This window comes from Cohnella herbarum, from assembly GCF_012849095.1.
Taxonomy (GTDB): Bacteria; Bacillota; Bacilli; order Paenibacillales; family Paenibacillaceae; genus Cohnella; species Cohnella herbarum.
The window spans coordinates 751,621-777,196 of record NZ_CP051680.1 but is presented as its reverse complement, the minus strand read 5'-3'; the positions used below and the strand labels follow the sequence as shown (position 1 = coordinate 777,196).

27 protein-coding genes are annotated in these 25,576 nt (G+C 50.7%); 15 read left to right on the top strand and 12 right to left on the bottom strand.

Features of this window, described 5'->3' with window-relative positions:
• Window positions 1–87: 87 nt before the first annotated feature.
• The 4 genes from HH215_RS03105 to metG form a co-directional block, all read right to left on the bottom strand.
• Window positions 88–1,092, bottom strand: coding sequence for a metal ABC transporter solute-binding protein, Zn/Mn family (locus tag HH215_RS03105; RefSeq protein ID WP_169278568.1), 1,005 nt, complete (start codon window positions 1,090–1,092; stop codon window positions 88–90).
• A 133-nt stretch (window positions 1,093–1,225) separates the two neighbouring features.
• Complete coding sequence (locus HH215_RS03100) at window positions 1,226–2,353, bottom strand: DUF4179 domain-containing protein (RefSeq protein WP_169278567.1); 1,128 nt, start codon at window positions 2,351–2,353, stop codon at window positions 1,226–1,228.
• Window positions 2,328–2,879, bottom strand: a complete 552-nt coding sequence (locus HH215_RS03095) for a sigma-70 family RNA polymerase sigma factor (protein ID WP_254450350.1) — start codon at window positions 2,877–2,879, stop codon at window positions 2,328–2,330. Before HH215_RS03095 ends, HH215_RS03100 begins: the two co-directional genes overlap by 26 nt.
• Before the next feature lie 157 nt (window positions 2,880–3,036).
• Window positions 3,037–5,082 (bottom strand): methionine--tRNA ligase, encoded by a 2,046-nt coding sequence (gene metG, locus HH215_RS03090; RefSeq protein ID WP_169278566.1) that lies wholly within the window; start codon window positions 5,080–5,082, stop codon window positions 3,037–3,039.
• 872 nt (window positions 5,083–5,954) lie between these two features.
• Here metG and HH215_RS36685 point away from each other — a divergent pair.
• Window positions 5,955–6,086, top strand: coding sequence for a hypothetical protein (locus tag HH215_RS36685; protein ID WP_256376625.1), 132 nt, complete (start codon window positions 5,955–5,957; stop codon window positions 6,084–6,086).
• 239 nt (window positions 6,087–6,325) lie between these two features.
• Here the strand turns inward: HH215_RS36685 and HH215_RS03085 are convergent, their stop codons facing one another.
• A complete protein-coding gene (locus HH215_RS03085) occupies window positions 6,326–7,603 on the bottom strand; it encodes an IS110 family RNA-guided transposase (protein WP_169284195.1) in 1,278 nt (425 codons plus the stop codon).
• Between the two features lie 379 nt (window positions 7,604–7,982).
• On the opposite strand from HH215_RS03085, the gene HH215_RS03080 reads away from it, so the two are divergent.
• Window positions 7,983–8,342 carry a helix-turn-helix domain-containing protein gene (locus HH215_RS03080; RefSeq protein ID WP_169278257.1) on the top strand — a complete coding sequence of 120 codons (360 nt, stop codon included), beginning with the start codon at window positions 7,983–7,985 and terminating at the stop codon, window positions 8,340–8,342.
• A gap of 17 nt (window positions 8,343–8,359) precedes the next feature.
• On the top strand, window positions 8,360–9,244 hold the full coding sequence (locus tag HH215_RS03075) for an IS3 family transposase (RefSeq protein WP_169278256.1): 885 nt from the start codon (window positions 8,360–8,362) through the stop codon (window positions 9,242–9,244).
• 538 nt (window positions 9,245–9,782) lie between these two features.
• Here the strand turns inward: HH215_RS03075 and yidD are convergent.
• Both yidD and HH215_RS03065 read right to left on the bottom strand, forming a co-directional pair.
• Complete coding sequence (gene yidD / locus HH215_RS03070; RefSeq protein WP_169278565.1) at window positions 9,783–10,019, bottom strand: membrane protein insertion efficiency factor YidD; 237 nt, start codon at window positions 10,017–10,019, stop codon at window positions 9,783–9,785.
• Window positions 10,019–10,465: a Fur family transcriptional regulator gene (locus tag HH215_RS03065; protein WP_169278564.1), complete on the bottom strand. Its 447-nt coding sequence runs from the start codon at window positions 10,463–10,465 to the stop codon at window positions 10,019–10,021. Before HH215_RS03065 ends, yidD begins: the two co-directional genes overlap by 1 nt.
• 157 nt (window positions 10,466–10,622) lie before the next feature.
• Here HH215_RS03065 and HH215_RS03060 point away from each other — a divergent pair, with 157 nt between their 5' ends.
• On the top strand, window positions 10,623–10,865 hold the full coding sequence (locus HH215_RS03060) for a hypothetical protein (RefSeq protein WP_174887600.1): 243 nt from the start codon (window positions 10,623–10,625) through the stop codon (window positions 10,863–10,865).
• Between the two features lie 151 nt (window positions 10,866–11,016).
• On the opposite strand, the gene HH215_RS03055 is transcribed toward HH215_RS03060, so the two are convergent.
• Window positions 11,017–11,217, bottom strand: coding sequence for a hypothetical protein (locus tag HH215_RS03055; RefSeq protein ID WP_169278563.1), 201 nt, complete (start codon window positions 11,215–11,217; stop codon window positions 11,017–11,019).
• A gap of 63 nt (window positions 11,218–11,280) precedes the next feature.
• The gene (locus tag HH215_RS03050) at window positions 11,281–11,742 is read right to left on the bottom strand and encodes a hypothetical protein (RefSeq protein WP_169278562.1); all 462 of its coding nucleotides are present in this window, start codon (window positions 11,740–11,742) and stop codon (window positions 11,281–11,283) included.
• Window positions 11,743–11,928: 186 nt separating this feature from the next.
• Between HH215_RS03050 and HH215_RS03045 the strand changes: the two genes are divergently transcribed.
• The 6 genes from HH215_RS03045 (at window position 11,929) to HH215_RS03020 (ending at window position 13,915) form a co-directional block, all read left to right on the top strand.
• Window positions 11,929–12,165, top strand: a complete 237-nt coding sequence (locus tag HH215_RS03045; RefSeq protein ID WP_169278561.1) for a spore germination protein — start codon at window positions 11,929–11,931, stop codon at window positions 12,163–12,165.
• Window positions 12,165–12,380: a spore germination protein GerPB gene (locus HH215_RS03040; RefSeq protein WP_169278560.1), complete on the top strand. Its 216-nt coding sequence runs from the start codon at window positions 12,165–12,167 to the stop codon at window positions 12,378–12,380. The genes HH215_RS03045 and HH215_RS03040 overlap by 1 nt, the downstream gene beginning before the upstream one ends.
• Window positions 12,381–12,394: 14 nt before the next feature.
• Window positions 12,395–13,075 (top strand): spore germination protein GerPC, encoded by a 681-nt coding sequence (gerPC, locus tag HH215_RS03035; protein ID WP_169278559.1) that lies wholly within the window; start codon window positions 12,395–12,397, stop codon window positions 13,073–13,075.
• Window positions 13,072–13,278: a spore germination protein GerPD gene (locus HH215_RS03030; RefSeq protein WP_169278558.1), complete on the top strand. Its 207-nt coding sequence runs from the start codon at window positions 13,072–13,074 to the stop codon at window positions 13,276–13,278. The genes gerPC and HH215_RS03030 overlap by 4 nt, the downstream gene beginning before the upstream one ends.
• Complete coding sequence (locus HH215_RS03025; RefSeq protein WP_169278557.1) at window positions 13,275–13,664, top strand: spore germination protein GerPE; 390 nt, start codon at window positions 13,275–13,277, stop codon at window positions 13,662–13,664. Before HH215_RS03030 ends, HH215_RS03025 begins: the two co-directional genes overlap by 4 nt.
• Window positions 13,665–13,780: 116 nt before the next feature.
• Entirely contained in the window at window positions 13,781–13,915 is a 135-nt protein-coding gene (locus HH215_RS03020) for an MYXO-CTERM sorting domain-containing protein (RefSeq protein WP_169278556.1), read from the top strand.
• A gap of 66 nt (window positions 13,916–13,981) precedes the next feature.
• Here the strand turns inward: HH215_RS03020 and HH215_RS03015 are convergent, their stop codons facing one another.
• Window positions 13,982–15,667: a PucR family transcriptional regulator gene (locus HH215_RS03015; protein ID WP_169278555.1), complete on the bottom strand. Its 1,686-nt coding sequence runs from the start codon at window positions 15,665–15,667 to the stop codon at window positions 13,982–13,984.
• Between the two features lie 388 nt (window positions 15,668–16,055).
• On the opposite strand from HH215_RS03015, the gene HH215_RS03010 reads away from it, so the two are divergent.
• The 5 genes from HH215_RS03010 to HH215_RS02990 all read left to right on the top strand — a co-directional run bounded on the left by HH215_RS03010 (window position 16,056) and on the right by HH215_RS02990 (window position 22,716).
• Window positions 16,056–17,870, top strand: coding sequence for a cache domain-containing sensor histidine kinase (locus HH215_RS03010; RefSeq protein ID WP_169278554.1), 1,815 nt, complete (start codon window positions 16,056–16,058; stop codon window positions 17,868–17,870).
• On the top strand, window positions 17,848–19,461 hold the full coding sequence (locus HH215_RS03005) for a response regulator (RefSeq protein ID WP_169278553.1): 1,614 nt from the start codon (window positions 17,848–17,850) through the stop codon (window positions 19,459–19,461). The genes HH215_RS03010 and HH215_RS03005 overlap by 23 nt, the downstream gene beginning before the upstream one ends.
• A 129-nt stretch (window positions 19,462–19,590) precedes the next feature.
• Window positions 19,591–20,931: an ABC transporter substrate-binding protein gene (locus HH215_RS03000; RefSeq protein WP_169278552.1), complete on the top strand. Its 1,341-nt coding sequence runs from the start codon at window positions 19,591–19,593 to the stop codon at window positions 20,929–20,931.
• Window positions 20,932–21,004: 73 nt separating this feature from the next.
• Window positions 21,005–21,880 (top strand): carbohydrate ABC transporter permease, encoded by an 876-nt coding sequence (locus tag HH215_RS02995; RefSeq protein WP_169278551.1) that lies wholly within the window; start codon window positions 21,005–21,007, stop codon window positions 21,878–21,880.
• Window positions 21,881–21,882: 2 nt separating this feature from the next.
• A complete protein-coding gene (locus HH215_RS02990; protein WP_169278550.1) occupies window positions 21,883–22,716 on the top strand; it encodes a carbohydrate ABC transporter permease in 834 nt (277 codons plus the stop codon).
• Window positions 22,717–22,783: 67 nt separating this feature from the next.
• Here the strand turns inward: HH215_RS02990 and HH215_RS02985 are convergent, their stop codons facing one another.
• Window positions 22,784–23,344, bottom strand: a complete 561-nt coding sequence (locus HH215_RS02985) for a zinc ribbon domain-containing protein (protein ID WP_169278549.1) — start codon at window positions 23,342–23,344, stop codon at window positions 22,784–22,786.
• A gap of 169 nt (window positions 23,345–23,513) precedes the next feature.
• The gene (locus HH215_RS02980; RefSeq protein WP_169278548.1) at window positions 23,514–25,559 is read right to left on the bottom strand and encodes a beta-galactosidase; all 2,046 of its coding nucleotides are present in this window, start codon (window positions 25,557–25,559) and stop codon (window positions 23,514–23,516) included.
• Window positions 25,560–25,576 lie beyond the last annotated feature (17 nt).

Genomic DNA, 25,576 nt, shown 5'->3' with positions numbered 1-25,576 from the left:
CCCCTTCTCTTTTTATCGCGTTCGTGCATGATGATATACTTGCTTCTATGCGTGCTTCCGCCCGCCTCATATCTCTTCTATGTTAGATTACTGAAGAGCCTTCTGCAAGTTTTGCAGGTTTCGTTCGCTGAGGGTGAAGTAGTTTTCCCCGGCTTTTTGTTGTTCGGGAGTTAACCCTTCCAAAGGATTAAGCACGAGCGTATCGACTTTGGCTTCGCTCGCCAACGTGTTGGCCAACTGTTCGGAGACAAGCTCCTCGAAGAAAATATACGGAATTTCGTGCTCCTTCACGTATCGGGCAATCGCAAGCAGATCCTGCGATCTCGGCTCCGCTTCCGGCGAGAGGCCCATGATCGCGATCTGATTCAAGTCGTAGTCGCGGGCCAAGTAGCCGAAAGCTTGATGGGATACTACGATATCGCGCCGCTTGTATCCGGAAAGCTCCCGAGTATACTTGTCGTCCAGTTGCTTGATGCGCTGCTCTAAATCCGCATAACGCAGCTCGTATTCCGCTTCGTTGGCAGGGTCTGCTTGAACGAACGCATCGCGAATGTTAGCTGCCATGACCAACGCCGAACGCGGGCTGACCCATGTATGAGGATCGACCCCGAGATCGGAATGCCCGTGCTCTTCCTCGGCGTCATGCTCATCTTCATGGCCCTCTTCATGCTCAGGATTTCCTTGAATAAGCGAAATCCCTTTACTGGCTTCCACGGTTATGACTTTGCTGTCGGAGCCTAAACCATGAAGAAAATCGTCTACCCAGCCCTCTAGCCCGGCACCGTTATATAAGAACAATTGCGCTTTGGAAACGGAAGTCAAATCCCGGCTTTTCGGCGTCCACTCGTGAGGCTCGACCCCCGCGGCGATTAAGTTCACGACGTGAGCTTTGTCTCCGCCGATTTCCTGCGCGAAGTAATATAGCGGGTAGAAACTCGTCACGACGTTGACTTTCCCTTCCGCCAGCCCGGCTTCGTTGTTTTTGCCGCAAGCCGATAAGCTCGCGCCGACCAATAAGAGTATCGCTATAATGACTAACTTCGACTTATGCAGTAGTCTCGGTCTTCCGTTTACAGTACCTAATATTCGCATTTTGAATCTCCTTAATCGTAATCATTATTATTAACAAAAATGATTATACCCCCCTACCCGTGCAGTGTCAACAAAATTGAGGCATAAAATACGGAAAAAACCACGCAGCATCGATGCTGCGCGGTTTACATACTTACTGGACGGGGACCGTAATCTCCAACTCGGGGATGTATTGTTTGCCGTCCTTAGTGGGAATAAACGGTTTAACCGTCAACTCCTTCGGACGCGTTCGGTAAGGTTCGAACAGCGAGGTGTATACAAAGGAATCGCCTTCGCCACTCCCGCTGCCGCCTAGGCTGACTGGAGTTGCTCCGTTCTCGTCGACGATATCGAACTCGATATTAAGAAATCCCGTTATTTTATATTTATCCGGAATGGCTTCCGCAACGTCTTTGATATCCTTTTTCCCGGGACTCTTAATGATGACTTCGAGACGGGTCGTTACCGGAGTCAACTCGATCCGATCAAGCTGAAACTGTATATTGTCGTGAGTTTTGACCGTGGAAGAGGTAAGAGCAATACTTTCGGTACTCGTCGCAACGGGAATATGGAATTCGAACGCATCGTCTATTTTGGCGTATTTCACGACTACCGTGAGATCGAATCGGTCTGGAGCTTTGATCTTGGCACTATGTAAAGCGCCCACAATGATGGAATTAGGAGCCTGCTCCCCTGCTGCGCGTAACGAATATCCCGTGTTAACCGATTCTCCGTTAATTAGGAATTCGATATGGTTAGGCTCTACATTGACTTTGGGAAGCGGAACTCCGTTCTCGTCCAACTTCCTATCGCTCCATGCCTCATACAATGTTGTCTCCTTGCCGTCCAGACCTTCGTCCGTTAGAACGAACGATAGCCGAGCCCCGTCGAAAACCAGTTCGGAGATGCTGAGAGTGACTCCGTCATGAGTAATTCGCTCATTGACATCTTTGGTCAACCCCTGCTCATCGGCAGTACGCAGACCGAGATCGCCCGCCAGTCGAAATACGCTTTCAATAGCGGGAATTCGCTTTAAGGCCTCCGCCATCGCCGGAGACACGAATCCGGAACCGATCAAGGCGATACAGACCGCCGCTATTGACGCTGCCGTTATCATCAGACGGAGCAGATAAGGCCGGCGCTTACTCTTATGGAGAGTCGGAGTTATTCCTTCCAACGAAGCGTAAGTCTGATCCATGCGCAACCGGACGGCTTCCGGAAGAATTTCGGCTTGCCTGGCTTTCCATTTGCTTATTTCATTGTCCAAATCGACTTGACTCATAATTCAACTTCCTTTCCATGGAATCCGTCAGCCATTGGTTTAAGCTGTTTCTGGAACGGTGCAGCCTGCTCTTGACGGCCCCTTCGGACGTCTCCATCAGATCCGCGATTTGGCGCAAAGATTTGTCCTGAAAATAATGAAGAATTACGATCGTACGCGAGATTTCTTCCAATCGCCATATGGCATCCCAGAGATCGATATGGTCATCTTGCGAGGAAGGTTCGGCGAATTGCTGCAACTCGTCCACTGCAACGCTATCTAAACGTTTGCGAATAATCGAATTGCATTCATTAATTAGAATTCTAAACAACCAAGTGTTGAAAAAGTTGGGCTGCCGAACGCTCTTGATCGATTTGTAAGCTTTTAATATGGCCTCCTGCATGGCATCCGCACAGTCTTCATCGTTCTTTAGGATGGCTTTAGCGATATTGTACATTCGAACTTCGACTTTCTTAACCATTCGAATGAAAGCTTCATGCTGTCCCGACTGCGCCAATCGTACCTCAACGTCCAGATCGATATCCAAGTTAAAGCTCCTTTCTTCAAAATGTGGGCGACAAAGGCGAATCTATTAATTAGATCGCGGAGGCGTCGGTATGGTTACTGCGGAATAATAATTATTTTAAAATAGAGCAAAAAGGCGGTACAAGGAAAGTCCCTGTACCGCCTGCCGTCTTGCCGGTTTATTTCACGATCGCGCCGTTCGGCATGCCGTCCGGTACGGTTGCCAGCGTCAGTTGATCCCCTTGAGACGCGGCGAGCACCATGCCCTGCGACATCTCTCCGCGGAGCTTCACCGGCTTCAGGTTGGTGACGCAAATGACTTTGCGGCCGACCAACTCTTCGGGCTTGTAGAACTTGGCAATGCCCGATACGACCTGCCTAACCTCGAAGCCGAGATCGAGTTGCAGCTTAAGCAACTTGTCGGCTTTCGGAATCGGCTCGCATGCGACGACCTGCGCAACCCGCAGTTCGACCTTCATGAATTCGTCGATCGAAATTTCAGGCGCCAGTTCCGGAGCTTCGTCCGTTGAAGATGTCGCGCTTGCGGTTGCCGTAGCATTCGCCGTGCCCGCCGAAGCCGCTCCCTCAGCGGCAACCGCCCCTGCTCCACCCGACATCATCCCGGCGATCCACGCGACTTCATCCGCCAATTCCAGGCGAGGGAAGATCGGATCGCCCTTACTCGTCTTCGATCCCGCGACCAAATTGCTGAATTCCGCCAAGCTCTCCCAGGCCGTCAACGGCCCTTCTTCAATCCCTAGCTGCGTCCAGATTTTGCGCGGTGTTTGGGTCAGAAACGGTTGAATGAGAATCGAAACGATCCTCAGGCTTTCCGTGAGATGACCCATAACGGAAGCAAGCGCCGATCTGTTCTCTTCGTCTTTGGCAAGGGTCCATGGTTTCGTTTCGTCGATGTACTTATTCGTCCGACCGACAAGCGCCCAGATCGCGCCCAACGCGACGGAAAATTCCATATTCTCCAGCGCCGTTTCCACTTTCTCTACCGTAGCTAGCGCGAACTGCTCCAGATCGTTATCGAACTCCGTCGACCCCAGCTCGAATACGGGCAGTACGCCGTCGAAATATTTGTCGACCATCGCTACCGTTCTATTCAACAAGTTGCCTAGATCGTTCGCGAGATCGTAATTGATCCGTTCCACGAATCCTTCCGGAGTGAACGCTCCGTCCGCGCCGAACGGGACTTCGCGAAGCAAGTAATACCGCACCGCATCGAGCCCGAAGTGCTCGATCAGCTTCGCCGGATCGACGACGTTGCCTTTCGATTTGGACATCTTGCCGTCCTTCATGAGCAACCAACCGTGCGCGAATACCTTCTCCGGTATCGGAAGATCGAGCGCCATCAACATGATCGGCCAATAAATCGTATGGAACCGGACGATTTCCTTGCTCATCAGATGAACGCTTGCCGGCCAGAATTGGCGGTACAGCTCATCGGAATCGGTGCCGTATCCTAACGCCGTGATGTAGTTGGACAATGCATCTATCCATACATAGATAACGTGTTTCGGATCGCCCGGAACCGGAACGCCCCAACTAAACGTCGTGCGAGATACGGCCAGATCCTCCAGACCCGGCTTGATGAAGTTGTTGATCATTTCCGTTTTGCGGGATTCAGGTTGAATGAAATCCGGGTGGTCTTCGTAATAAGCCAGCAATCGATCGGCGTATTTGCTCATCCGGAAGAAATACGACTCCTCCTTGACCAACTCGACCGGATGCCCGCTGTCCGGACTTTTTCCCCCGATGACCTCGCCCTTGTCGTTCCGAACGACGTCAGTCAGTTGCGTTTCGGTATAGTAGGTTTCATCCGAAATGCTATACCAGCCTTCGTACTCGCCTTTGTAGATATCCCCCTGCTCAAGCAGCTTCGAGAAAATCCCTTGAACGACCTTCGTATGGCGCGGTTCCGTCGTGCGGATGAAATCGTCGTTCGTTATTTCTAGCTTGCGCCACAATTCCTTAATGCCCACGACGATGTCGTCGATGAATTGTTGAGGCGTCTTGCCCGCCTCTTGAGCTTTGCGCTCGATCTTCTGACCATGCTCATCCGTCCCCGTCAAATAACGCACGCTGTAGCCGCGCAACCGTTTGTAGCGGGCCATCGCATCCCCTGCTACCGTCGTGTAGGCATGGCCGATATGCAGCTTATCGCTCGGGTAATAGATCGGCGTCGTAATGTAAAATGATTTGTTCGCTTCCGTCATCGTTTCCAGCTCCTTAATCGATTTAAAGACAAAAAACTCCCGTCCGTATGGGACGAGAGTTGTTACTCACGCGGTACCACCCAATTTCCCCCCGCTACTCGAAAATGCGAAGGCTCATTAAGAACCGTCCATAACGCCGGACTAGCGTCTTCCCCTTACAGACGAATGAATACCTTTCAAGGCACCCCTCCTGCTCGAAGACGATTCCTCCAGGACCATTTTCCAAAGCTGCCCTATACCGGTTCTCAGCTACTCCGGCTCTCTGCGATAGGTGTCCTGCTTCGTACTTATCCCTTCCAAGGAAAACTTGATATGTTCCGTTCGCCAAAATATAACCGACAAGCTTCACCTATGTCAAGTGCAGTGGGTTGGTGCAATGGGTTGGTGCAATGGGTTGGTGCAATGGGTTGGTGCAGTACATCGCTACAGTTCAACGGTACAATCGGTTCAGTTCAACGATATAGTGCAACGGTAGTACAACGACTTTGTACAGGACATCGGTACAGTTCAACGGTACAATCGGTACAGTTCAACGATATAGTGCAACGATAGTACAACGACTTAGTACAACGACTTAGTACAACGACTTTGTACAACGACTTTGTACAGTACATCTGTACACCGGCTTGGCGCCGCAGTAGAAATGCATTAGTACTCACTCTGTATTTAGGCTCGAAACACTTAGCCGTGCTTGACGTATTCAAGTTTCCATCTAACGGAACCAGTAGCCGTTATTTTGCTCAAAAAGGGACTTTTCAAAATCTAACGGAAGCGGGCGCTCTTATTTGTATGTTTTCCAGTGAAAGCATACTATTCTGGGTAAAATAGCGGCGTACAGTTCCGTCCCTCGTATTTAAGGGTTTTTCTCACGAATGCTCACTCATTCGCAGGATTTCAATGACTTAGATGTCAGGTGGGTCGATAGGGGCGTAGGGCTGACGGCCGTCGATGACACGTTCGGGGATGCGGGAACAGAAGTCGCGTTATATCGCACTTCGCATTAACGCTCTGCTGCACGCTCCACTTGTCCCCTTGGAGGTTCACCCTCCCATGACTCAACGGGTCTTTGCCCTTACATTCCTTCGTTGTACCTGTCCAAGGCGTGGAGACCGATTACGTTTAGAAGACGGGTCAATTGCCCTGACGGAACTGATACTCGGTTCTCTGTGCGTTCTTTGTCATTGAAGTCCCACGAATGGGTCAGTATTCGTAAGTTGTTCGGTGTGCTGGGTGTTGCTTGTGACTACGCGACCAACGTATCTTGCGATCCGCTGCTATACATTTCTCCACGTTGAATCATGCCAATTAAAATGCGTGCGAGCTTTCCAATGAGCTTGAAGATGGAATACATCTTCGACATGCCTTTAAGCTGGTTACGGGCGTGCCAATGTTTGAAGTCTGAATTCTGCCGCACTAAGCTCAGCATCCCTAAGTACAAATACTTGCGCAGCATGCTGTCGCCCCGCTTGGAGAGCTTAATCTGGCCCTTGTGTTTTCCCGATGTTCGTTCCGCCAGATTGAGACCGGCTCGGCGCAGCAGTTGCCTTCCATGGGCGTAGTGATGCAGACCGCCTGCGCAGCCAAGCAAAGAGGCAATGGTGATCGTGCCTAGACCGTGTAAGCTGCGGAGTTGCTGCACAACGGGCACCTGCTCCAAGAGCGCCTCTATCTCTCGCTGCATCTCTTCGAGTATGAGTTGCGTCTCTTTGTAGACATGCAAAAGGCGAAAGATATCGTGCCGCGCGGCATCGTTTGTATTGGATTTCCCAACACTGTGTGCTGCCGCGTTCAGCAGTTCTACAGCCTTTGCTTTGCCACTGGCTCCAGCTACGCGTCGCATCCCCTGGCTTCGCCATCCCTCCATCACCTCGTCAGCATTCAGTTGCTGTAGATCGACAGGCAGTGGAAAAGCCTTTAATGTTGCTAACGACCGGACACCGTCCCATTCTAGGAATACGCTTCGGAACTCAGGAAAGTACAAGTCTATCCAACGCACGATGCGATTACCTAAGGCGATGGACTGCCCCACCCAGTATTCCCGAGCGCTCATCGCGGCCTTGATTCCGTCAAATACAGGCTCTTGCGGCGCGTAGTTTGTGTAGTAGCCTCGGCTGACGACATCGGCGATGACGAGCGCGTCCTTCGGGTCGTTCTTAGATGGACTGTTGTCGCGGTTTTCCTTATTGCGATGCGTCGTTACCGGGTTCACCAGCACGACCTCGATGCCTTGCTTTAGCAGCCAGTCAGCGAGATTATGCCAGTAGTGGCCTGTAGGCTCCATGCCGACAAGGAAAGAAGTTTTGCCATGTTTGGCCCCCGCCTCCTGCATCCAATGGAGCAGCTTCTGGAATCCGGCTTCTGTGTTCGTAAAGGAAACGTGGCGCGGCGTTAGCGTCCGCCCGCGAAAATCCGTAACCTGTGCGGCATGTACATCTTTAGCGATATCGATCCCTACGATTGCATGATGACTGGTAATTCGTTCAATACGTTGATTTGTAGCGTCGTTTCGAGTAGACTTCATTTTAAGCGCCTCCATGATGGGTTTTAGGGCATTGACCCGTGACACCCCCATCATACGAGGCGCTCCTGTTTTTGTCTAAGTCCAAATCCTAGGCCCTACAGGAATGTTTAGAATTTAAAAACAGTTGTTTTCGTAAAAATAACGGCTGTCGCAGCCGTTAGATATTAAACCTCGATTTTGCGTTACCCCCGCTTAGCGCCAGCACCCTTATTCCTCCAAAAAACCTGCTCACGGAGCCAATTAGCGGTGCCTAGCACCCTTATTTCTGCAGAAACTCGCCCTCGGAGCCCAATAGCGGTGCTCAGCTATTAAGCCCCCTAAATGAATTGGAGAATGGCTAGGGAAATAAGGTAGTATTTCATTAGGGGGGCGAGCGGAAATGAGACAGCGAAATAATGCCTTTAAGGAAGTACGTTACAAAGCAGCACAAGAGGCTCTTGCGGGAATGAAAGCAGGCGTGCTGGCCAGAAAGTATGACGTGACTCCGAAAACAATTAGAGCATGGGTAGTGGAATATCAAGAGACGTTTGGGGCAGATTCATTGCCAACGATCGACGAACGAGTTATGGAGTCCAAGCGACTTGCAGATCTGGAAGAAAAGTACGAGCGTGCATTAAAGGCGTTAGGGCAAAAAGAGTTAGAGATCGAGGTGCTGCGCGAACTCGTAAAAAAGACGAACCCTGCCTCAATGACAAACTCGACGTTGCCCAGACGTTCATTGAGCAGGGACATACAGTAGCTAACATCTTAAGCATTGTGGGGGCCGCGTCTTCGACGTACTACGAACGAAAGAAAGCATCACGTGAGGATACAACTACAGAAACAAAAATGCCACTCCGAGGACGCCCTGTAACTAAGCATTCTCTAACGGTTTGCGGAAACGTAATAAGTAATGCACAGATTGAAGAGTGGTTAATGGAGCTGGTGTCTGGCGAAGAGCATAGCTACGGCTATCTGTTGTTAACAGAATGCTTACACGTACAGCGCCAACTCATCATCAATAAGAAAAAAGTGTACCGCCTCTGTAAGAAGCTCGGTATTCTTCATCCGCAACGACGTAAGAAGGTTCACTATCCAAGGCGCCTAGCACGCAATCACACGATAACAGGTTCCAACCAAGTCTGGCAGCTCGATATTAAGTATGGATACGTTGCGGGGTATGATCAGTTTTTCTACATCGCAGATATGATCGACGTTTACGATCGCAGTATCGTCGGCATCCATATCGGTACGAATTGCGAAGCCAAACACGTATGCGAAGCTGTGAAAAAGGCGTTACAGTCACGTCTAAAGCCCGAAGAGAGCAAGCCGATCATTCGCACCGATAACGGCCCCCAATTTATCAGCAAGGCGTTTGGAGAGTTATGCGAAGCAGAGGGAATTATGCATGAGCGCATTCCTCCAAAGACACCTAATATGAATGCATACATCGAGTCCTTTCATGCCACCCTTGAGCGAGATCTGCTTGGAAAAGAGAGCTTTGAATCTTTTCAGGAGGCACACGAAGCTGTACGGAATTACATTGATTTTTACAACAACCGCCGCATGCACAGAAGCCTGGGAAAACGGTCCCCAACGGCTTTCATGAAGTGGGTGGAGCAAACGACTGATTCTTTAGAAAAGTACACTCGAGCCGTTTAAGAATCGAAATCCTGAGGAAAACGCTAGTAAACCAAGTATTTTTACGACAGCAACGTATTTCATCAGTAATACTCCGGATTTAGGGGGTCTAACCGCTCAGCACCCTTATTCCTCCAGAAACTCGCTCAAGGAGCCAAATAGCGGTGCTCAGCACCCTTATTACTCCAAAACCCTGCTCACGGAGCCAAATAGCGGTGCTCAGCACCCTTATTTCTCCAGAAACTCGCTCACGGAGCCAAATAGCGGTGCTCTGCACCCTTATTCCCCCAGAAACTCGCCCTCGGAGCCCAATAGCGGTGCTCAGCACCCTTATTCCTCCAAAAAACCTGCTCACGGAGCCCAATAGCGGTGCTCAGCACCCTTATTCCCTTAGAAACTCGCTCACGGAGCCCATTAGCGGTGCCAGCACCCTTATTCCCTCAGAAACCGCCCCTCGGAGCCCAATAGTGGTGCCCTGCACCCTGATTCTCCTGTGAAACTCGCTCGCCGGTGCCCAGACCCCCTCATAAGCGACTACCCCGGCTTATCGCCCGCAACGTCATTTCTTGTTCTTCGAAGGAGGGACCGGATCATAACCGCCGCGGTGGAACGGATGACATTTACTGATTCTGCGAACGGCCAAATAAGAACCTTTTACCGCACCGTGAACTTCGATCGCTTCCATCGCATAGGCGGAACAAGTCGGCAAAAAACGGCAAGAAGGCGGAGTTAACGGCGATATAAACGTTCTGTAAAATCGGATGGGCGCCTGCAAGGTGCGACGGGCGATCTTCATCAGGCTTCCTGCATGGATGTCGATTTCGCCGCAGCCTCTTTGCATTCGCCGCAATAACCGAACACTTCGAATTTGTGCTTCACGACCTCGAAATCGCCCGGAACGTCGGTTTCCGACATCGGACAGAATCGGATCGGCAACGTCTTCTCGCATTGCAAGCAGATCATGTGATGATGGTGATGCTCCTCCTCGCAGCTAAGCTTGAACTTCACCCCGTCCTCGAACATGACCTGCTCAACGACGTCCATATCGAGCAGCAGCCGAAGATTGCGATAAACCGTGTCGAAGCTTAACCCCGAGTATCCTTGCTGCATATGCTCATACACTTCTTTGGGCGTTAAGTAACCCGCGGCGGCTTCGAATAATTTGACCATCGTTCTCCGTTGTTCCGTTATCCGCAGCCCTTTCCGGGACATCCGCTGCATTATGTCTTCAGTCGCTCCCAAAAGAAAACCTCCCGTTTATGCTTTGTCCTTTTACTATGAAGGAAATGAGAGTTTCAGTCAAACGCGATTGTGGGCGAGCCCAATAGGCCTTTGAACAGTTCGAATAGGGCAGTTGATCGTATACTGTACAACATCCCTAGGAAGGAGCTTGATCAGAATGTCCGACTGTCCAAAATGTAATGGTAAAGCGGTCTACGATCCGCCGCAAACCGTGTACGAGGATTACTACCATCCGCAACAAGTCGACGTTATCCATCAAATCGAAGTCATCAAGAGGCATCATTGCGTACCAGTATACAACCATGTCACGACCGTCTCGGTCAAAGACGTCTACTGCGGAGATTTCGAAGGTGGCGAACGCGGCCTACGCACGGCAAGCGTGAGCAGAAAACGGAGATAAACTCTCCGTTCCCAGGCTGCCCAGATAGCCGCAATAACCGGCTGTCTGGGCAGTCTTTCCGTTCGGAATATCCAACCCCTACGCATAACAAAAAGGCCATCCCCCCGAAAATCATCCGGTACGAACAGCCCCTAGCTTGCTTTACTTATCCTCACGAGAAAAAAGTGTTAACCACGACGACTAGCCCGATGAACGAAAGCGCCGATAGCCCCATGAACACGCTGCCTTGTTTCTTCCTCAGTTGGAAAAACCGTAAAACTCCCAAGCTCAAGAAAGAACCGATCGCCATGATGAAAACGATTCCCGTGATGAACAGCTCCGGCGATACTGCCGATACGTCTACTAAATCCACAACCGTTGCCCCCTAGCAGCCCTACTCTATCCAGATCGATACTTCTCTGAACATTATACCGATTTACGACTGGATAAACAATTCGTATTCCGATTTTTCCGGCGGCCTCCTCTTAAACCGAACGACGAGCACCCGATCCTTTTTCATCGTTGCCTTGCCTGTCCGTGCATAAACCAAATAAGGCAACCTTATTGATTTCTTGAGATCGCCGGGTAATCCTTCGATTCTAAACCGATCCGGCGTCGCGAATAGCTGCAGTTTCCGAGGATCGGTATCCGGCGTTAGACGGATGTACACGCTGACGGATTTGGCATCTTGCTTCGTTTCCATTTGGACCGAACTTTGAGCTTTGACCCGGGCGTCGGACTTCGATTTCTGCAAAATATCTTTTACATATTGATTGATCCAATTAGACTCCCCTTTCGCGTCCCAGTTGGCCGCCAATTTCCAGGGGATATCTTTGCCTAACAGCTGTTGAATGTCTTTCCAATCCGGAAGCGGTCCGCTATCGAAAAATGAACTCACGGCGTTATCCCTCCAACGACCATCGCCGACGCATACCTCGCCGACCAGGTGCTTTCTATAACCCAACATATGTATGGGTGATCCCTCCGGTGCACGGCACGGCTTAACAATCCGATGCAAAGAACCTCTGGGCTCACGCGTTCATACACTGTTGCAAGAGCCCATTGCGAAGGAGTCGTTATGCCCATGCCATGCATCATCGGCAATGTCAAAATCCTAAGCGTCGGCGGAAGCGGCGTCGTGCAATTCGGTGACACCATTCAGATTTCTCCGTCTAGTATTTCCAAAACTTATGCCGGATCAGGGTCCTTCCTTACGGGGGATTTATCTAGAAGCAACAACGCGATCAGCGCCACGAATACGAATGATCCCGACGTTCAAGACTCTTCCGAGAACAATGTTGGAAATTCGGGGGTCATCTAATGAATTGGAACATAAATCAAACCATAACGATTGGCCAACTTAGAGTAGACGCCGTTACGAACTCCTCCGTGCTGCAGATCGGCAGCAGCGGCAGCATTCGAGCTTTGTCTCAATTGTATAATTCGGGAGGCTTCAAAGAGCCCGCTCCCGAGCTTGAAGAAATCGGCGCGGCCAGCAGCGCTTTATCGCTCGTTCCGCTACCGAATCCAACGTGAGAGGGGGGCTCCCGATGAACAGGCCCATACAGCAGCCCTATCTATGGAACGGCGTATACCAACAACCGATGCAACCGCCCCCCCTGCCGCCGCCAGTAATTCCCGATTACCAGACCCTAGTACAACGTCTCTGCCAATCCGAACAAAAGTTGATTCAAGTTTCGGAACAAATTGCGAGTTTACAGAAGCAAATCGATGACCTGAAGAGCAAAACGCCGTTGCACGTTGAATACCACTTCGACCAATTGAAAATAAACCGTCTCGAAGGCACGCTGAACGTCGGCCTGAGTCCGCAAGGCGTGGAAGGCATCGAGTCGTTCCAGGCGCCCGACCCCTCCTGTTGGAACATCCATTCCGATCAGCCCGACGAGCCTCTCCCTCCGATTCGCGCTCTCCAGAACGAAATGTCGGAATATATGCGTAAAGACTCGGCGAACGTTCTTCTCGAGATGGAGAGGCAGCAAGGCGTACAGCTTGATCAGGCTCATCGCACCGCGGTCATCGAAGACGTTACGAAACAACTTAACGATCGTGTGCATTATTACGCCAAGATGAACGCGTATCCGGGTAAAGGGACGGAGGAAGAGCGGTTGAAATGGAACGAATCCATCAAAGAAAAGACCAGACGGGACATTCAAAGCGCATTCTCGGCTTATATCGGCAAGCTTAAGAAAGGCGGCGAAGCGCCCACATGAATTTCCCGATAACTGTTAACGTGACCAACGGACCGGTGAACGTCGGCTCGATTTGCCTTCTCGGCGTCTCGAGTTCCTCGGCGTTACTGTTCGGGGATACGGAATCGCTCACGTTATACTCTTATTTCGACACGCCTCCCGAGTCCGTTATCGTCGGTTCACTAGCTCCGCTTCCAGCTCTTCCGGAGGAAGATAATTCATGAGTATCCAATGCAGGAATACGACCTTGAAATGTTTGTTCGTGAATACGGTTAGTACCTCGGGCATCGTGCAGTTCGGCGACAATCAAGAGACCAACCTGAAATCCAAAGCGTTGGCCGTCCAACGGGCTATCCCTAATTACGAGGACGACGAATTCCGGTTTGCCTCTTACCCGATCTTCTCTCTTCCCAAGTTGACTTTGGAGCCATGCGCAACCGTGAATTTCTCGAGCTGCTCCCCGCCGTCGAATTCGAACTTCCGAGTTGGTTTCGTCCGTACGCTCGGCGTATCCGCTTCTTCCTTGTTGCGAGTCGGTACGAGCGGGCCTTTGCAAGCGGAATCGCGCATTAAACATATCCGTCAGTACAACAACGTGGACACTGGCTGAAAAACAGACAATATTTGTCCTCGGGGTACAAACGTACAGGATTCCCGATGCCCCCCGCCATATGCTGACAATGTAATTCGCCATCACGCATACAAGAACTCGGGAGGTTTTCAACAATGGGTTATCCGGTTGCAGGTGCAGCTACTGGTTGTGGTTGCGGTCCTATTAATAACGGCGGAGGCATGGGCGCTGCCGCATTCGCTCTAGTTCTCTTCGTTCTCTTGGTCATCATCCTTCGGGCAGCCTATTAATCCCTTAGACGCCTACTAAAGAACCCGCTTTGCCATCGCGGCAAGGCGGGTTTTTCAGCGGATTAATTACTTTCCTAACGTCCCCGGCGTAATCTGACCTAGCTTTAACGCCAAATGCAATTGCAGCCGATCTTCGGGATCGTCTAGCGATACGCCTAAGATCGATTGAACCTTGTCCAGCCGATACACGATCGTGTTGTAATGCGCGAATAGCTTCTCCGAAGTCAGCTTAATATTGCCGTTGCAACGGAAGAACATTTCCAATGTTTCCATAAGCCGCCCTCCGCCTTTACGATCCGCTTGCTGAAGCGGCAAAGCGAAGCGGGTAAGAAACTGCTCCCTTTCCTCCCCGGAAGGGATTAAATAGAGCAACGAATATACGCCGAGACGATCGTAAGGAACGATCTCGCCCGGCAGCTTGCATACCTCGGCAACTTGACGGGCTCGCTTGGCTTGCGCCCAGCTTCCGGGCAAGCCATCGGCACGCTCGACGATCCTTCCCACGTATAGATTCAGCTCCCGCTCGCCTAGAAGCATACGAAGCTCGGCTAGCAGCTTCTGAATCAATTGCGAGCTCGCTTCGTCCCGTTCGGATCCCGCCGGAAGCAGCGGAACGATCGGCAGCACCAATGCCAGCTCATCCCCGACCGGAGCTGCCATTAATCCGTCCACCGTGCGAAGCTTCTCCGATCTTAAACGCCTTGCGACTTCCCTAATCTTCCCGGCCGATTCGAACGTTCGCCATCCGACCAGAATCGCGCACATGGGGGTCCCTTCGGTGACCGTGCAGCCGCATACGTCCGCTCGAAGCCTCCAGTCGGTCGCCGAGACGATTTTGCCCGAAAGCCAATCCTGAAGAAATTGATCAAGGTATTTCCCTTCGACCTCTCGTACGGCTTCCAGATTGGCAAGCTCCAATCCCGCCAACGAAGATAAACGATCCACGCTTAGCGCGTCGATCGGTTGAATTTCCCTGTTGCGCTCCACTAGCACCAAGCAAGCTTGCTTTAACTCTTTCATCGGTATTTGATTCACGTAAGTTCGATACGCATTCTGTAAATGAACGAACCCGCTGATCGAACCCCGTCCGACTTGCCTATAGGTGAGCGACTGCAATAGCGGCCATACCTCGGTCGGCTCCGCCGTCCTCAGACTTTTGGATAGCCACGGCTTATCGCTCTCCCGAACGACGGCAACCGGATTGTCGAGCATATCTTCCATGGCGTCCAAGAACGTATATAAGCCGCTTCCATCCAGCAGAAGGCGGGTCATGCTTTGTATTCGGTTTTGCAAGTCTGCGAGCTGCGAGGTTTCTTGCGCCAACACTCGTTCCATAATGCTTCTAACCAAGTCCGCAATGACGGTATCTGCAGGAAGTTCCAACAGCGGCAGGCCTTGCTTCTCCGCTTCTTGCACGACATCGAGGGGCAACGGTACGTTGCCGCCGTTTCCTTGGATCCCTAGAGCGGCAACGCCTCTTCTGACAAGCTCGGGAACGATCTGCCTTAATCGTTCAGGTTCATCCCACAAAGGATATCCCGTCGTCATCAGAAATTCTCCCGGCCTAACCCAGGATAACACATCGGGATCCTCCATTACGTTTACCCGGGTAATAGGCCGATTCAAGCCTTGATTGCCGGCAAGTAACCGGGTATCTTTCAGCATGGGAAAAGCAAGCAGATTTTTAACCGTAAATAGGGCTTCCTCCGAATGGCTTCCGGGGAGCATTTCCTTACGCGGCATAATGGCCATGGGGCTGCCTCCTTCATGAACGCCTAACTAAGTTTAGAGGGATTTACTTGAAAGTCTAAAAGAGTATCCGCTTTACGCCAGTTAATAAAGGTAACGCTGAACAGGTTATGTTATCAACAAATGCCCTTATGTAATATAATATTACACAATTAATGCAAAGTCTTTATAGTTTATCGCTAGTAATATGGATATTTTTATGTATATTTGCACTATTTCAGTAGATTAAAATGCGATTAGCGTTACTTTAGATAACATTATTTATCGAAAATCAATCCAATGACTTAAGCGAAGCAATCTGAAAACGGCTTCATTCCTGCTTGTCGTAATTCGCCGGCAGATGATATCGTATACAATTATTAACGATTATCTCATGGAAGAAGGTACCCCTTTGCCGCGCCAGCTGACATTTCCCCTGCGGAGAAGATGGAAAATATCGACGATCCTAATCGCTTCCTTCGTCATTATGATCTCGCTCCCGATTACCTTGATCGCAACTTATACCGTCAATTCATTCGAGACGATCCTCCTGAACAACGCGACTTCCCGCGCCATGCAGACGTTAGAGCAAATTTCTTATACGGTGGATTCCAAGCTCCGATTAATGAAAAACACGATGGCCACGATCGCCAACGACCGGGAAATGATCACGGCGGCATCCTCCGTCCATTTTTCCAAAGCAAAGCAAGAACAACTGGAGCTCAGCAGGAAGTTGGAGTCCAATCTTCACAGCTACTTTCACTATACCCCCGACGTCATCTCCGTCATGTTCGCGTTCGAGGGCAAAGGGATGGACAGCTATAAGCAAAACTTGGCGATCGACGAAACGAAGATGCGCAACCAACAGTGGTTTCGAGATGTGCTCCTCAACAAAAATAAAGTACACATCATGGGAACCGAGACGAACACGGCCATGTTCCCTGACGACGAACAATTCATCAGCGTCGCAGTGGCTCCGAATTACAGCAAAGCTTTCTTCAAAGTCGAAATGATCTATTTCGTCTTTAACGCAAGCGAAATTACCGAACTGCTGGAGACCAAGGTATCCGATGCCGGGGATACTTTCGTCCTGAATGCTTCAGGCTCCGTCCTCGCCTCGTCTAACGCCGAGGCGATGAGGAGCGGCTTAATCGGAAATCCCCACTTTAGACAAGCCATCGAAGATCGGAGCGGCCATTACGTGGAAAACATTGACGGACGACAATCTTTCGTCGTATATCGATCCTCGAGCCAAGGCTTTAAGTACATACAGGTATACTCATACAGCGATATGGTGGAGCAGATCAACGCCATGTACAAGCGTATTTTGGCGATATCCGCGGCCGGGCTGATCGTGTTTCTGCTCGTTTCCTATTTGCTCGTTCGAAGTATCGTTAAGCCGATCGGCTCCCTCGTTAACCAGATGGCCGCCGTTAAATCGGGCAACTTGAAAGCCAAGATCAAGGAATCCGGCCCCGTCGAAACTTATGTTCTCGGGGTTACCTTTAACGAGATGGTATCGCAGCTTAAAGCCTCGATCCAGGAAATCGAAGATAAGGAAACTCAGAAGAGGTTGGCGGAGATCGCCTCACTACAATCGCAGATCAATCCGCATTTTCTCCTGAATACCCTTAACACCATCAAGCTGATGGCTAGCCTCTCTAACGCGGGCAACATTCAGAAAATGACGGAGGCGCTGACCAAGCTCCTATCCTCCGCCTTTAACCGCGGAGGCATGTATACGACCTTGGAGGACGAGATCAAGCTCCTGGACTATTACGTGCAGATTATGAAAATCAGATACGGAGACCAGTTCGATATTCGTTACGAGATCGATCCGCATACGAGATCGAATCGCATTCTAAAGCTGCTGTTGCAGCCGATCGTCGAGAATGCCATCATTCACGGTCTTCACGAGCGGGAAGTACGAGGATTGATTCAAGTCGAAGGCACCACCATCCGCAACGTCTGCCAGATCGTCGTACGGGATAACGGAAGAGGAATGAGCCCCGAGGTGATGCAGCGCCTGTTGGCCGCGAATGAGCCTAACGATCAGGAAAGCTTTAACGGCATCGGATTAAAAAACGTTCATGACCGTCTGAGATTGAACTATGGGCCGGCATTCGGCATCACGATAGAGAGCGAACAAAATAAAGGCACGATCGTGACGGTCGTATTGCCTTACCTAAGAGAGGATGACGAACATGCTGAGAGTATTGATCGTTGACGATGAACCGATATACAGATTGGCTCTGCGAGAGCTCATTCGTTGGGAAGATTACGGCTGCGAGATCGTCGGGGAAGCTTCCAACGGGCTGGATGCCCTAAGATTAGTCACCTCTCTGCGCATCGACTTAGTCATTGCCGATATCCAGATGCCTATCCTATCCGGGATCGAGTTTCTGAAGCAGTTACGGGAATCGGAAGAAGGCCGCAAGATCGCCGTCGTCGTGCTCAGCGCCTACTCGCAATATGAGTATGTTCGCCAGGCTTTCGTATATGGAGTACACGACTACATAATCAAGGAGGATTTGAACGCGGAACTCGTCGGAGAGACGATCGAAAAAACGGTCGGAAGAATCGGCGAGGCGAACGATAAGAACGAACAAATACAAAGAGAAAGTCTCGCCCGCTCGGAACGAATGAAGGAGGAAACGCTTCTCTCCATCCTCCTCTCCGAGACGCTCCCTCAACCGGACGACACATTTGCCGAGGTATGGATAAATGCCGCATCCGGTGCCAAGCACGTCTTATGTTGTTTGTTCATCGAACGCGGTATCTCTGCGGAGAACCGAGAATTGGACAGTCAGCGAAGCCGTCTGATCTCTCATTCCATTCGTCAAGTAGGCGAAGGCTACCGCCTTGAACCCGTTATCGCTAGCGTCGGCGCGCGCGAATACGCGCTGCTATTCCGAATTCCCGGATCGTCGGGTGAGCTTCAAGCGCGAGAAATCATAACGGATACGGCGAACAAAATCATAAGCCACATTCGCGACTATATGAATTTATCCGCTACAGTCGGCGTCTCGAAGGCTTGCATCTCAAGAGAAACATGGCCGGAGCAGTACCGATTGGCCAGACGATGGGCCGAGGCCAAATACTATCTCGGCGCCGGACGGGCTTACTTCGAAGAGGATATTGCCGGTTATCCGAGTCAATTGCAAGAGAACGCCTGGGACACGCAGGCACTCGTGCACGACTTGGAATCCGGCAATCCGGAATGGCGCAGCAAGCTGGACGCCGGACTTGATAAACTCGCTAAAGCCTATGGAGTTCCCGTCGGGACGACGCTCAAGACTTACCAAGCTTTACTATGGGAAGTCGGTTCTTTGCTGTACTCCAGAGGACTGAACTGGACTGATATCGGCGAGCGGAACTCCCCGGCGGAGCGGCTCTCGCACTTCGAGAACGCGGGCCAATTGAACATTTGGTTCCGTTCGTTGATGCAAACCGTCATCGACAATATCGATCCCAAGAAACGAATTCTGGAAAACTCTCCCCCGCTAGTCGACAAGGTAAAGAAGTGGATCGATCGGCATTATCAAGAACCGATATCCTTAATGCTCGCCAGCGAGGCAGCCGGAATTAGCGAAAGCTATTTAAGCAAAATATTCGCCAAAGAAACCGGAGAAACGTTCATCGAATACGTGACCCGGAGAAGGGTGGAGCAAGCGATCCTCTTTATGACAAGCGGAATGAAAATATACGAAATCGCCGAGAAAGTCGGATATCCGAACCAGGGTCATTTCAGCAAAATTTTCAAGAAGGTGACCGGGAAAACCCCTCTGGAATATCGGGAGCAAATGCTTTCCAAATGACTGTTCCGATTTCTCCAAGGATAAAAAGAGAGAAGAAAAGAACAAGGATGTTCATATGAAAGCGACATCATTCCCGATAGAATGATCTTCGAAAGCGATTACAACCAACCATTGGGAGGGCTTACAAAGATGAAAAGAAAGTCACGGGTCACGTTATTGCTGACAGCCGCGCTGGCGTCGTTCACCGTCCTATCGGCATGCGGCAACAACAATGAAGGTAATTCCGCATCGCCAACAGCAACGTCAGCAGCATCGCAAGCAAGTTCACAATCCGCATCGCCGCAAGCCAGCAAAGAAAAGGTTACTCTGAAAATGGCCATCTGGGATTCCAACAACGATTTCTTGACTTATCTCGAAGATAAGGTCAAGGAATACGCTTCCGTAGATCCCAACGTCAACGTAGAGCTGGAAACGTTCAAATCCGACGGCGACTACCTCCAAGCGATGAAAGTCAGAGCTACGGGCAACGAGCTTCCGGATATTATGGGATTGAAACCGAACTGGTTGTCCGATTTTAAAGAGCAGCTCATACCGTTGGATGGAGAAGCTTTCGTCGGCAAAAACAAATACGCTGGCAAATACGCGATCGACGGCAAAGTATTAGCCGTTCCAACCACGTCTTTTCCCGAGCTTGTCTACTATCACCCAAGTATTTTCCAAGAACTAAACCTGCAAGTACCGTCGACTTGGCCGCAATTGATCGATGTTCTGACGAAGATCAAAACGAACAGCAAATACATCCCTTATGCCATGGGCGGCAAGGATGCATGGCCGAACTATCCGTTCAACGAATTCCTTCCGCAGATCGTCTCCGGTTCGGAATCCTATCTGAGCGATATCGCGAAAGACGACCAGCCGTTCTCAGACGGCAAACCTTTCAGCAAAGCTTATAAACAAATCGAACAGCTGTATTCGAGCGATGTTATGGGACCGGATCCGCTTGGAATCGGTTGGGATCAAGCAACCGACTTGTTCACTTCCAAGCAAGCGGCCGTCATTGCCGCAGGATTATGGTTCGCGCCTACTTACGAGTCCAAAGTCGGTAACATCGACGACCTTGCCGCTTTCCCGATGCCCTATCGCGAATCCGAAAACGAACCGCTTAAGCTTATGATGTTCACCGATCACTTCTATGGCATCACTAGCGGATCGGAACATCAGGACGAAGCAAAAGCATTTTTGAACTGGTTCTATTCTCCCGAAGTTTACCAAACGTATATCGACGCTCAGAAGCTCGTCTCCACGGTTGAGGGAGTAGAGTCCAACGTCCCTTTCTTAAAACAGTTTTACGCGAGCAACAAAAACGAAGTATTCACCTACATCCCCGGCGACGCGGAGTATACGAGAATTTCGAACGCAATCCAATTGGACGTGAAAGCAATCGGTCAAGACATGATCGCCGGAACTAAGGTTGACGACATTTTACCCGATCTGAACGAGAAGTGGACGAAAGCCAAAGCCGCTAAGTAATCCAATATTGTTAACAACACGACTGGAGAAAGCCTCTAACAAGGCTTTCTCCAACTGATTAAGGGGTTGTGGAATGAGTTATTCCTTGCAAAAAAAGCTGGTCGTCGTCTCCTTCCTGTTCGTACCCGTGGCGCTTCTTCTTCTCTTCTTGCTCTATCCATCGCTTCGATTGCTGCAATTCAGCTTGACGGATTGGAACGGTATCAGCAAAAGCTTTCATTACGTAGGATTCGAGAATTATATAGACGCGTTTAGTAATCCGGACGTATGGAAGGCGCTAACGAACAACTTTCTCTATTTCGGGATCCATGCGATATTCATCCCCTTAGAGGTTATGATAGCCGTATTCCTTAACAATAAAATGCGGGCCAGCAACTTCTTCAGGTCTATCGTATTTATGCCCTACATTCTGAACGGAGTAGCCGTCGCTTACTTATTCAGCTTCCTCTACAATCCGATCAACGGTCCGTTCAACGCGTTGCTCGAGTCGCTCGGATTGGAAAGTTGGATACAAAATTGGTTAAGCGACAAAAGCGTCGTAAACTACTCGTTGATCGTCGTCTCCTTGTGGAGATTCAGCGGTTTGCACGTAATCTTGTTTCTCGCCGGGCTGCAATCCATTCCGAACGACTTATACGAGGCTGCCACAATCGATGGCGCAGGCCCTCTGAAGAAGTTCGTACACATCACGCTCCCTAGCATATCTCGAGTGATGGAGATCGTCCTGTTCTTGAACGTTCGGGGTGCGTTGCAGGTGTTCGATATTCCGTTCCTGATGACCCAAGGCGGACCGGGACTTGCGAGTACGACCTTCACGGTATATACCATTCAAACCGCATTCAAATACAACAATTACGGTCTGGCATCATCCCTCGCGATTATTTTAATGCTAATGATCATCCTATTCAGTTATTTCCAAGGCAAATTGTTCAAAGGGAAAGGGGACTAAACATGAAACTTACCTATCGAACCCGCTCCCTGCCCCTGCTGTATCTCTTGTTCGCGTTCATTACCGCCATCGTGCTTTTTCCGATTCTGATCAACGTATTCACCGCCTTCAAGACGCCGGGAGATTTAATGAACTCGTCTCCTCTCGCATTGCCGAAGGAATGGAATTTCGGTAATTTGAAGTCGGCATTCGAGAAGGGCAACATGCTGGTCGGATTCAAAAACACGGGCATACTCGTCTTGGTCAGCGTGTTCCTTAACACGATTCTCGGAGCCATGACGGCCTATGTTCTGAACCGCTTCGACTTCCGATTCAAGCGGGTGATCATGAGCTTGTTCATCGTCGCCATGGTCGTACCCTTCTATACGACCGAAGTCGCTCGGTTTCAAATTATAAAGGGCTTCGGATTGTACGATTCGATCGGCGCTCCGCTACTGATCTATGCCGGAACGGATCTGTTGCAAATTTTCATCTTCCTTCAGTTCATCGAGAAAATCTCGTCGCAGCTGGACGAAAGCGCGATGATCGACGGAGCCTCGTACGTCGGCATATTTACGCGTATCATTTTCCCGTTGCTCCTGCCGGCTTCCGCCACGTTAGGCATCATTAAAGCGGTCGATATTATGAACGACATGTATATCCCCTACCTATACATGCCGTCCAAGGAACTGCACACGCTGTCGACCTCTCTTATGTCCTTCGTAGGGCAGCGAGCATCCAGCTTCGAGCAGCTGTCAGCCGCCATCTTGATCGTGATGATTCCGACCTTGCTCCTTTACTTATTCCTTCAGCGCTACATTTTTACCGGAATTACCGCGGGAGCGGTCAAAGAATAAATAACCCGATCAAACGAAAGGACAGCTCCCCCGTCTAACGACGGTCGGAGCTGTCCTTTTCGCATTATTATCGGGTAGGTTGCCCGCAAGCCGGGCAATAATGGCTATCGGCGTATAACGGAGTACCGCAGCTCTTGCAAATCTGGCGTTGGTCGACGTGGCTTTTCTCCTCTTGCCCTTCATCGAAAATAGCTTCCGAGGAATCCAACGCGGTATCATCGGGCACATAAGGATCTACCTGTATCGGTTTCTCGACTACGATCGGATCCGGGAACCGATGGCCGCAAGACGAGCAGAATCTCGTATCCTCCGCCACCCGCTTGCCGCATACGCAATCTTTTTCGTTGCGAATCGCTTTGATCCGCTCGTCCAGCAGGGCGATCTCCGCCCGAATGGCCGTAATTTCTTCGCACTTCGGGAGAACTTTCGCTTGAGTCGAAGATAGGTCTTGCGCCTCATAACCTTCATATACGGATTCGCCGATGATCGCGAACAATTTATCGATATCCTTACGCTTACCGGAAATCTGTGCATTTAACTTCGTAATTTCCACGGTTTGTTGCGCCTTCTCCGTTGCCGTCGATACCCCTTTGCTTACGGAGTCCGTAATCTTCTTGAAAAAACTCATCCATAATCGCTCCTCTCTACTGCTTATTATCTCATACGGCCGAAGATTAAACATGGTTCCAGAAGCCTTAATCAAATATTGGAAATGAATGGGTCGCCCTAGATAGGCTACGCAAAAAAAACTCCCGCATACCTAGCTTGCGCATGCGAGGAGTCTTCCCGAAACGATATTAAGCTTCTAATCGAATGATCCACAAATCACGTCCGGGGAGAATCTCGTCTCCCGAAACGATTTTGCCGCTTAGCAGGTCGATTCCCGCTTGTTGCCCCAACGATACCGTAGAAGCTTCCGCATTGTGATTAAGCACGAACAGGTAGCTCACTCCGTCCTTTACGCGTAAGGTCGTCTCGATGCCGCTAGGAGACGCTGCGACCAAAGGTTCGATGCCTCGCGAAGCGCACAGCTTCGGCAGCCAGTCTTGAAGGAATTCCGCTTCCGGACTCGTCGCCACGTACCACGCTTCCCCCGCGCCGAATTTATTCACCGTCAACGCAGGCATCCCTTTGTAGAAATCTTCGCCATACTCGGCAACGACCTTGGCTCCCTCCGAATGAATCAAGTCGCATAACATTCCGCAGCCGTAAGTTTCTTTAAGCCCATCGACGGACGAGCGGACGATCATCCGATTGCTTTGCGAAGGAAGCAACGCATCGATTTCCTCGGACCAGATCCCGAGTAATTTACGCAGCTCCCCGGGATATCCGCCGAGCGAGACGATATCGTTCTCGTTAACGATCCCGCTGAAATAAGTCGTGATGAACGATCCGCCGGCTTGAACGTAAGCTTCCAGCTTACTTGCGACGCCCGGCTTAACCATATACATTACGGGAGCGATGACAAGATCGTACCCGCTAAGATCCGAATCGACGCCGATCACGTCTACGGCAATATTCGCTTGGTATAGAGAGTCGTAATACTTGTGAAGCTCGTCGACGTATTTCAGCGCGACGCTTGGTCCGCTGGACAGTTCAACCGCCCACCAGTTTTCCCAGTCGAATAGAATGGCGACCTTCGCTTTCACTCGCGAATCCAGCAATGCGTCGCCGAGCTTGAATAGCTCCGAGCCGAGCTCGGCGCTTTCCCGGAATACGCGCGTATGCTCGTGGCCGACATGCTCGATAACCGCTCCGTGATATTTCTCGCAAGCCCCGATCGAGCGACGCAGTTGGAAGAACATGACCGTGTCCGCCCCTCGGGCTACCGCTTGGTAGCTCCACAGCCGCATGACTCCGGGACGCTTCAAGGAGTTATACGGCTGCCAGTTCTGCTGGCTTGGCGTTTGCTCCATTAGCATGAAGGGTTGACCGTCCTTCAGTCCGCGCATCAAATCGTGCATCATCGCGGTGTAGCTATAAGGCGTATCTAACGATGGATAGTTGTCCCATGAAACGACGTCCAGGTGTTTCGCCCACTTGTGGTAATCCAACTCTTTGAACGCGCCCATCAGGTTGGTCGTTACCGGGATGTCCGGAGTAAACTTCTTAACCGCGTCGTACTCAAGCTTATAACAGGCCAACAGGCTATCCGATTGGAAGCGGCAGTAATCGAGAGAGATTCCTTGGAAATTCGTCGCCGTACGACCGTTCCAGCCTCTCCATTCTTCGCTCAGCGCGTTCGGAGGAACGATCTCGTCCCAATCGTAGAAAGTATGTCCCCAGAAGTTGGCATTCCACGCTTTATTCACGGCATCTATAGACCCATAGCGTTCTTGCAGCCATTTCCGGAAAGCTTCCGCGCAATTATCGCAGTAACAGTAGCCGCCGTATTCGTTCGAAACGTGCCAGATCAGCAATGCGGGATGGTCCTTGTAACGTTCCGCCAACGTTTCGGCCATCTTCACGGAATATTTCCGATACGTCGGACTATTCGGGCAAGAATTGTGGCGCCCCCCGAATTTCCGCTTCCGGCCGTCGAAGTCCACCCGCAGCACGTCCGGGTATTTCTTCGCCATCCAAGCCGGATGCGCGGCGGTGCTGGTCGCCAAGCATACGCCAACGTTGTCGGCATGGAGCTTGTCCATCATCTCGTCAAGCCAACCGAACTCGTACGTCTCTTCGTCCGGTTGATTGTTCGCCCACGCGAATACGTTTAAGGTAGCGACGTCGATGCCGGCCAGCTTAAACATTCTTAAATCCTCGTCCCAGACCGGCTTTTCCCATTGATCCGGATTATAATCCCCGCCATACCATATTTTCGGTTTCTTCGTATTAATCATGCTGACACCTCATTGTT

What these genes read in the sequence shown, in the direction of transcription:
- HH215_RS03105 (WP_169278568.1), bottom strand. Translation starts at nt 1,092, where the DNA reads ATGCGAATATTAGGTACTGTAAACGGAAGACCGAGACTACTGCATAAG.
- HH215_RS03100 (WP_169278567.1), bottom strand. Translation starts at nt 2,353, where the DNA reads ATGAGTCAAGTCGATTTGGACAATGAAATAAGCAAATGGAAAGCCAGG.
- metG (WP_169278566.1), bottom strand. Translation starts at nt 5,082, where the DNA reads ATGACGGAAGCGAACAAATCATTTTACATTACGACGCCGATCTATTAC.
- HH215_RS36685 (WP_256376625.1), top strand. Translation starts at nt 5,955, where the DNA reads ATGCTCACTCATTCGCAGGATTTCAATGACTTAGATGTCAGGTGGGTC.
- HH215_RS03085 (WP_169284195.1), bottom strand. Translation starts at nt 7,603, where the DNA reads ATGAAGTCTACTCGAAACGACGCTACAAATCAACGTATTGAACGAATT.
- HH215_RS03080 (WP_169278257.1), top strand. Translation starts at nt 7,983, where the DNA reads ATGAGACAGCGAAATAATGCCTTTAAGGAAGTACGTTACAAAGCAGCA.
- yidD (WP_169278565.1), bottom strand. Translation starts at nt 10,019, where the DNA reads ATGAAGATCGCCCGTCGCACCTTGCAGGCGCCCATCCGATTTTACAGA.
- HH215_RS03060 (WP_174887600.1), top strand. Translation starts at nt 10,623, where the DNA reads ATGTCCGACTGTCCAAAATGTAATGGTAAAGCGGTCTACGATCCGCCG.
- HH215_RS03045 (WP_169278561.1), top strand. Translation starts at nt 11,929, where the DNA reads ATGCCATGCATCATCGGCAATGTCAAAATCCTAAGCGTCGGCGGAAGC.
- HH215_RS03040 (WP_169278560.1), top strand. Translation starts at nt 12,165, where the DNA reads ATGAATTGGAACATAAATCAAACCATAACGATTGGCCAACTTAGAGTA.
- gerPC (WP_169278559.1), top strand. Translation starts at nt 12,395, where the DNA reads ATGAACAGGCCCATACAGCAGCCCTATCTATGGAACGGCGTATACCAA.
- HH215_RS03030 (WP_169278558.1), top strand. Translation starts at nt 13,072, where the DNA reads ATGAATTTCCCGATAACTGTTAACGTGACCAACGGACCGGTGAACGTC.
- HH215_RS03025 (WP_169278557.1), top strand. Translation starts at nt 13,275, where the DNA reads ATGAGTATCCAATGCAGGAATACGACCTTGAAATGTTTGTTCGTGAAT.
- HH215_RS03020 (WP_169278556.1), top strand. Translation starts at nt 13,781, where the DNA reads ATGGGTTATCCGGTTGCAGGTGCAGCTACTGGTTGTGGTTGCGGTCCT.
- HH215_RS03015 (WP_169278555.1), bottom strand. Translation starts at nt 15,667, where the DNA reads ATGGCCATTATGCCGCGTAAGGAAATGCTCCCCGGAAGCCATTCGGAG.
- HH215_RS03005 (WP_169278553.1), top strand. Translation starts at nt 17,848, where the DNA reads ATGCTGAGAGTATTGATCGTTGACGATGAACCGATATACAGATTGGCT.
- HH215_RS03000 (WP_169278552.1), top strand. Translation starts at nt 19,591, where the DNA reads ATGAAAAGAAAGTCACGGGTCACGTTATTGCTGACAGCCGCGCTGGCG.
- HH215_RS02995 (WP_169278551.1), top strand. Translation starts at nt 21,005, where the DNA reads ATGAGTTATTCCTTGCAAAAAAAGCTGGTCGTCGTCTCCTTCCTGTTC.
- HH215_RS02990 (WP_169278550.1), top strand. Translation starts at nt 21,883, where the DNA reads ATGAAACTTACCTATCGAACCCGCTCCCTGCCCCTGCTGTATCTCTTG.
- HH215_RS02985 (WP_169278549.1), bottom strand. Translation starts at nt 23,344, where the DNA reads ATGAGTTTTTTCAAGAAGATTACGGACTCCGTAAGCAAAGGGGTATCG.
- HH215_RS02980 (WP_169278548.1), bottom strand. Translation starts at nt 25,559, where the DNA reads ATGATTAATACGAAGAAACCGAAAATATGGTATGGCGGGGATTATAAT.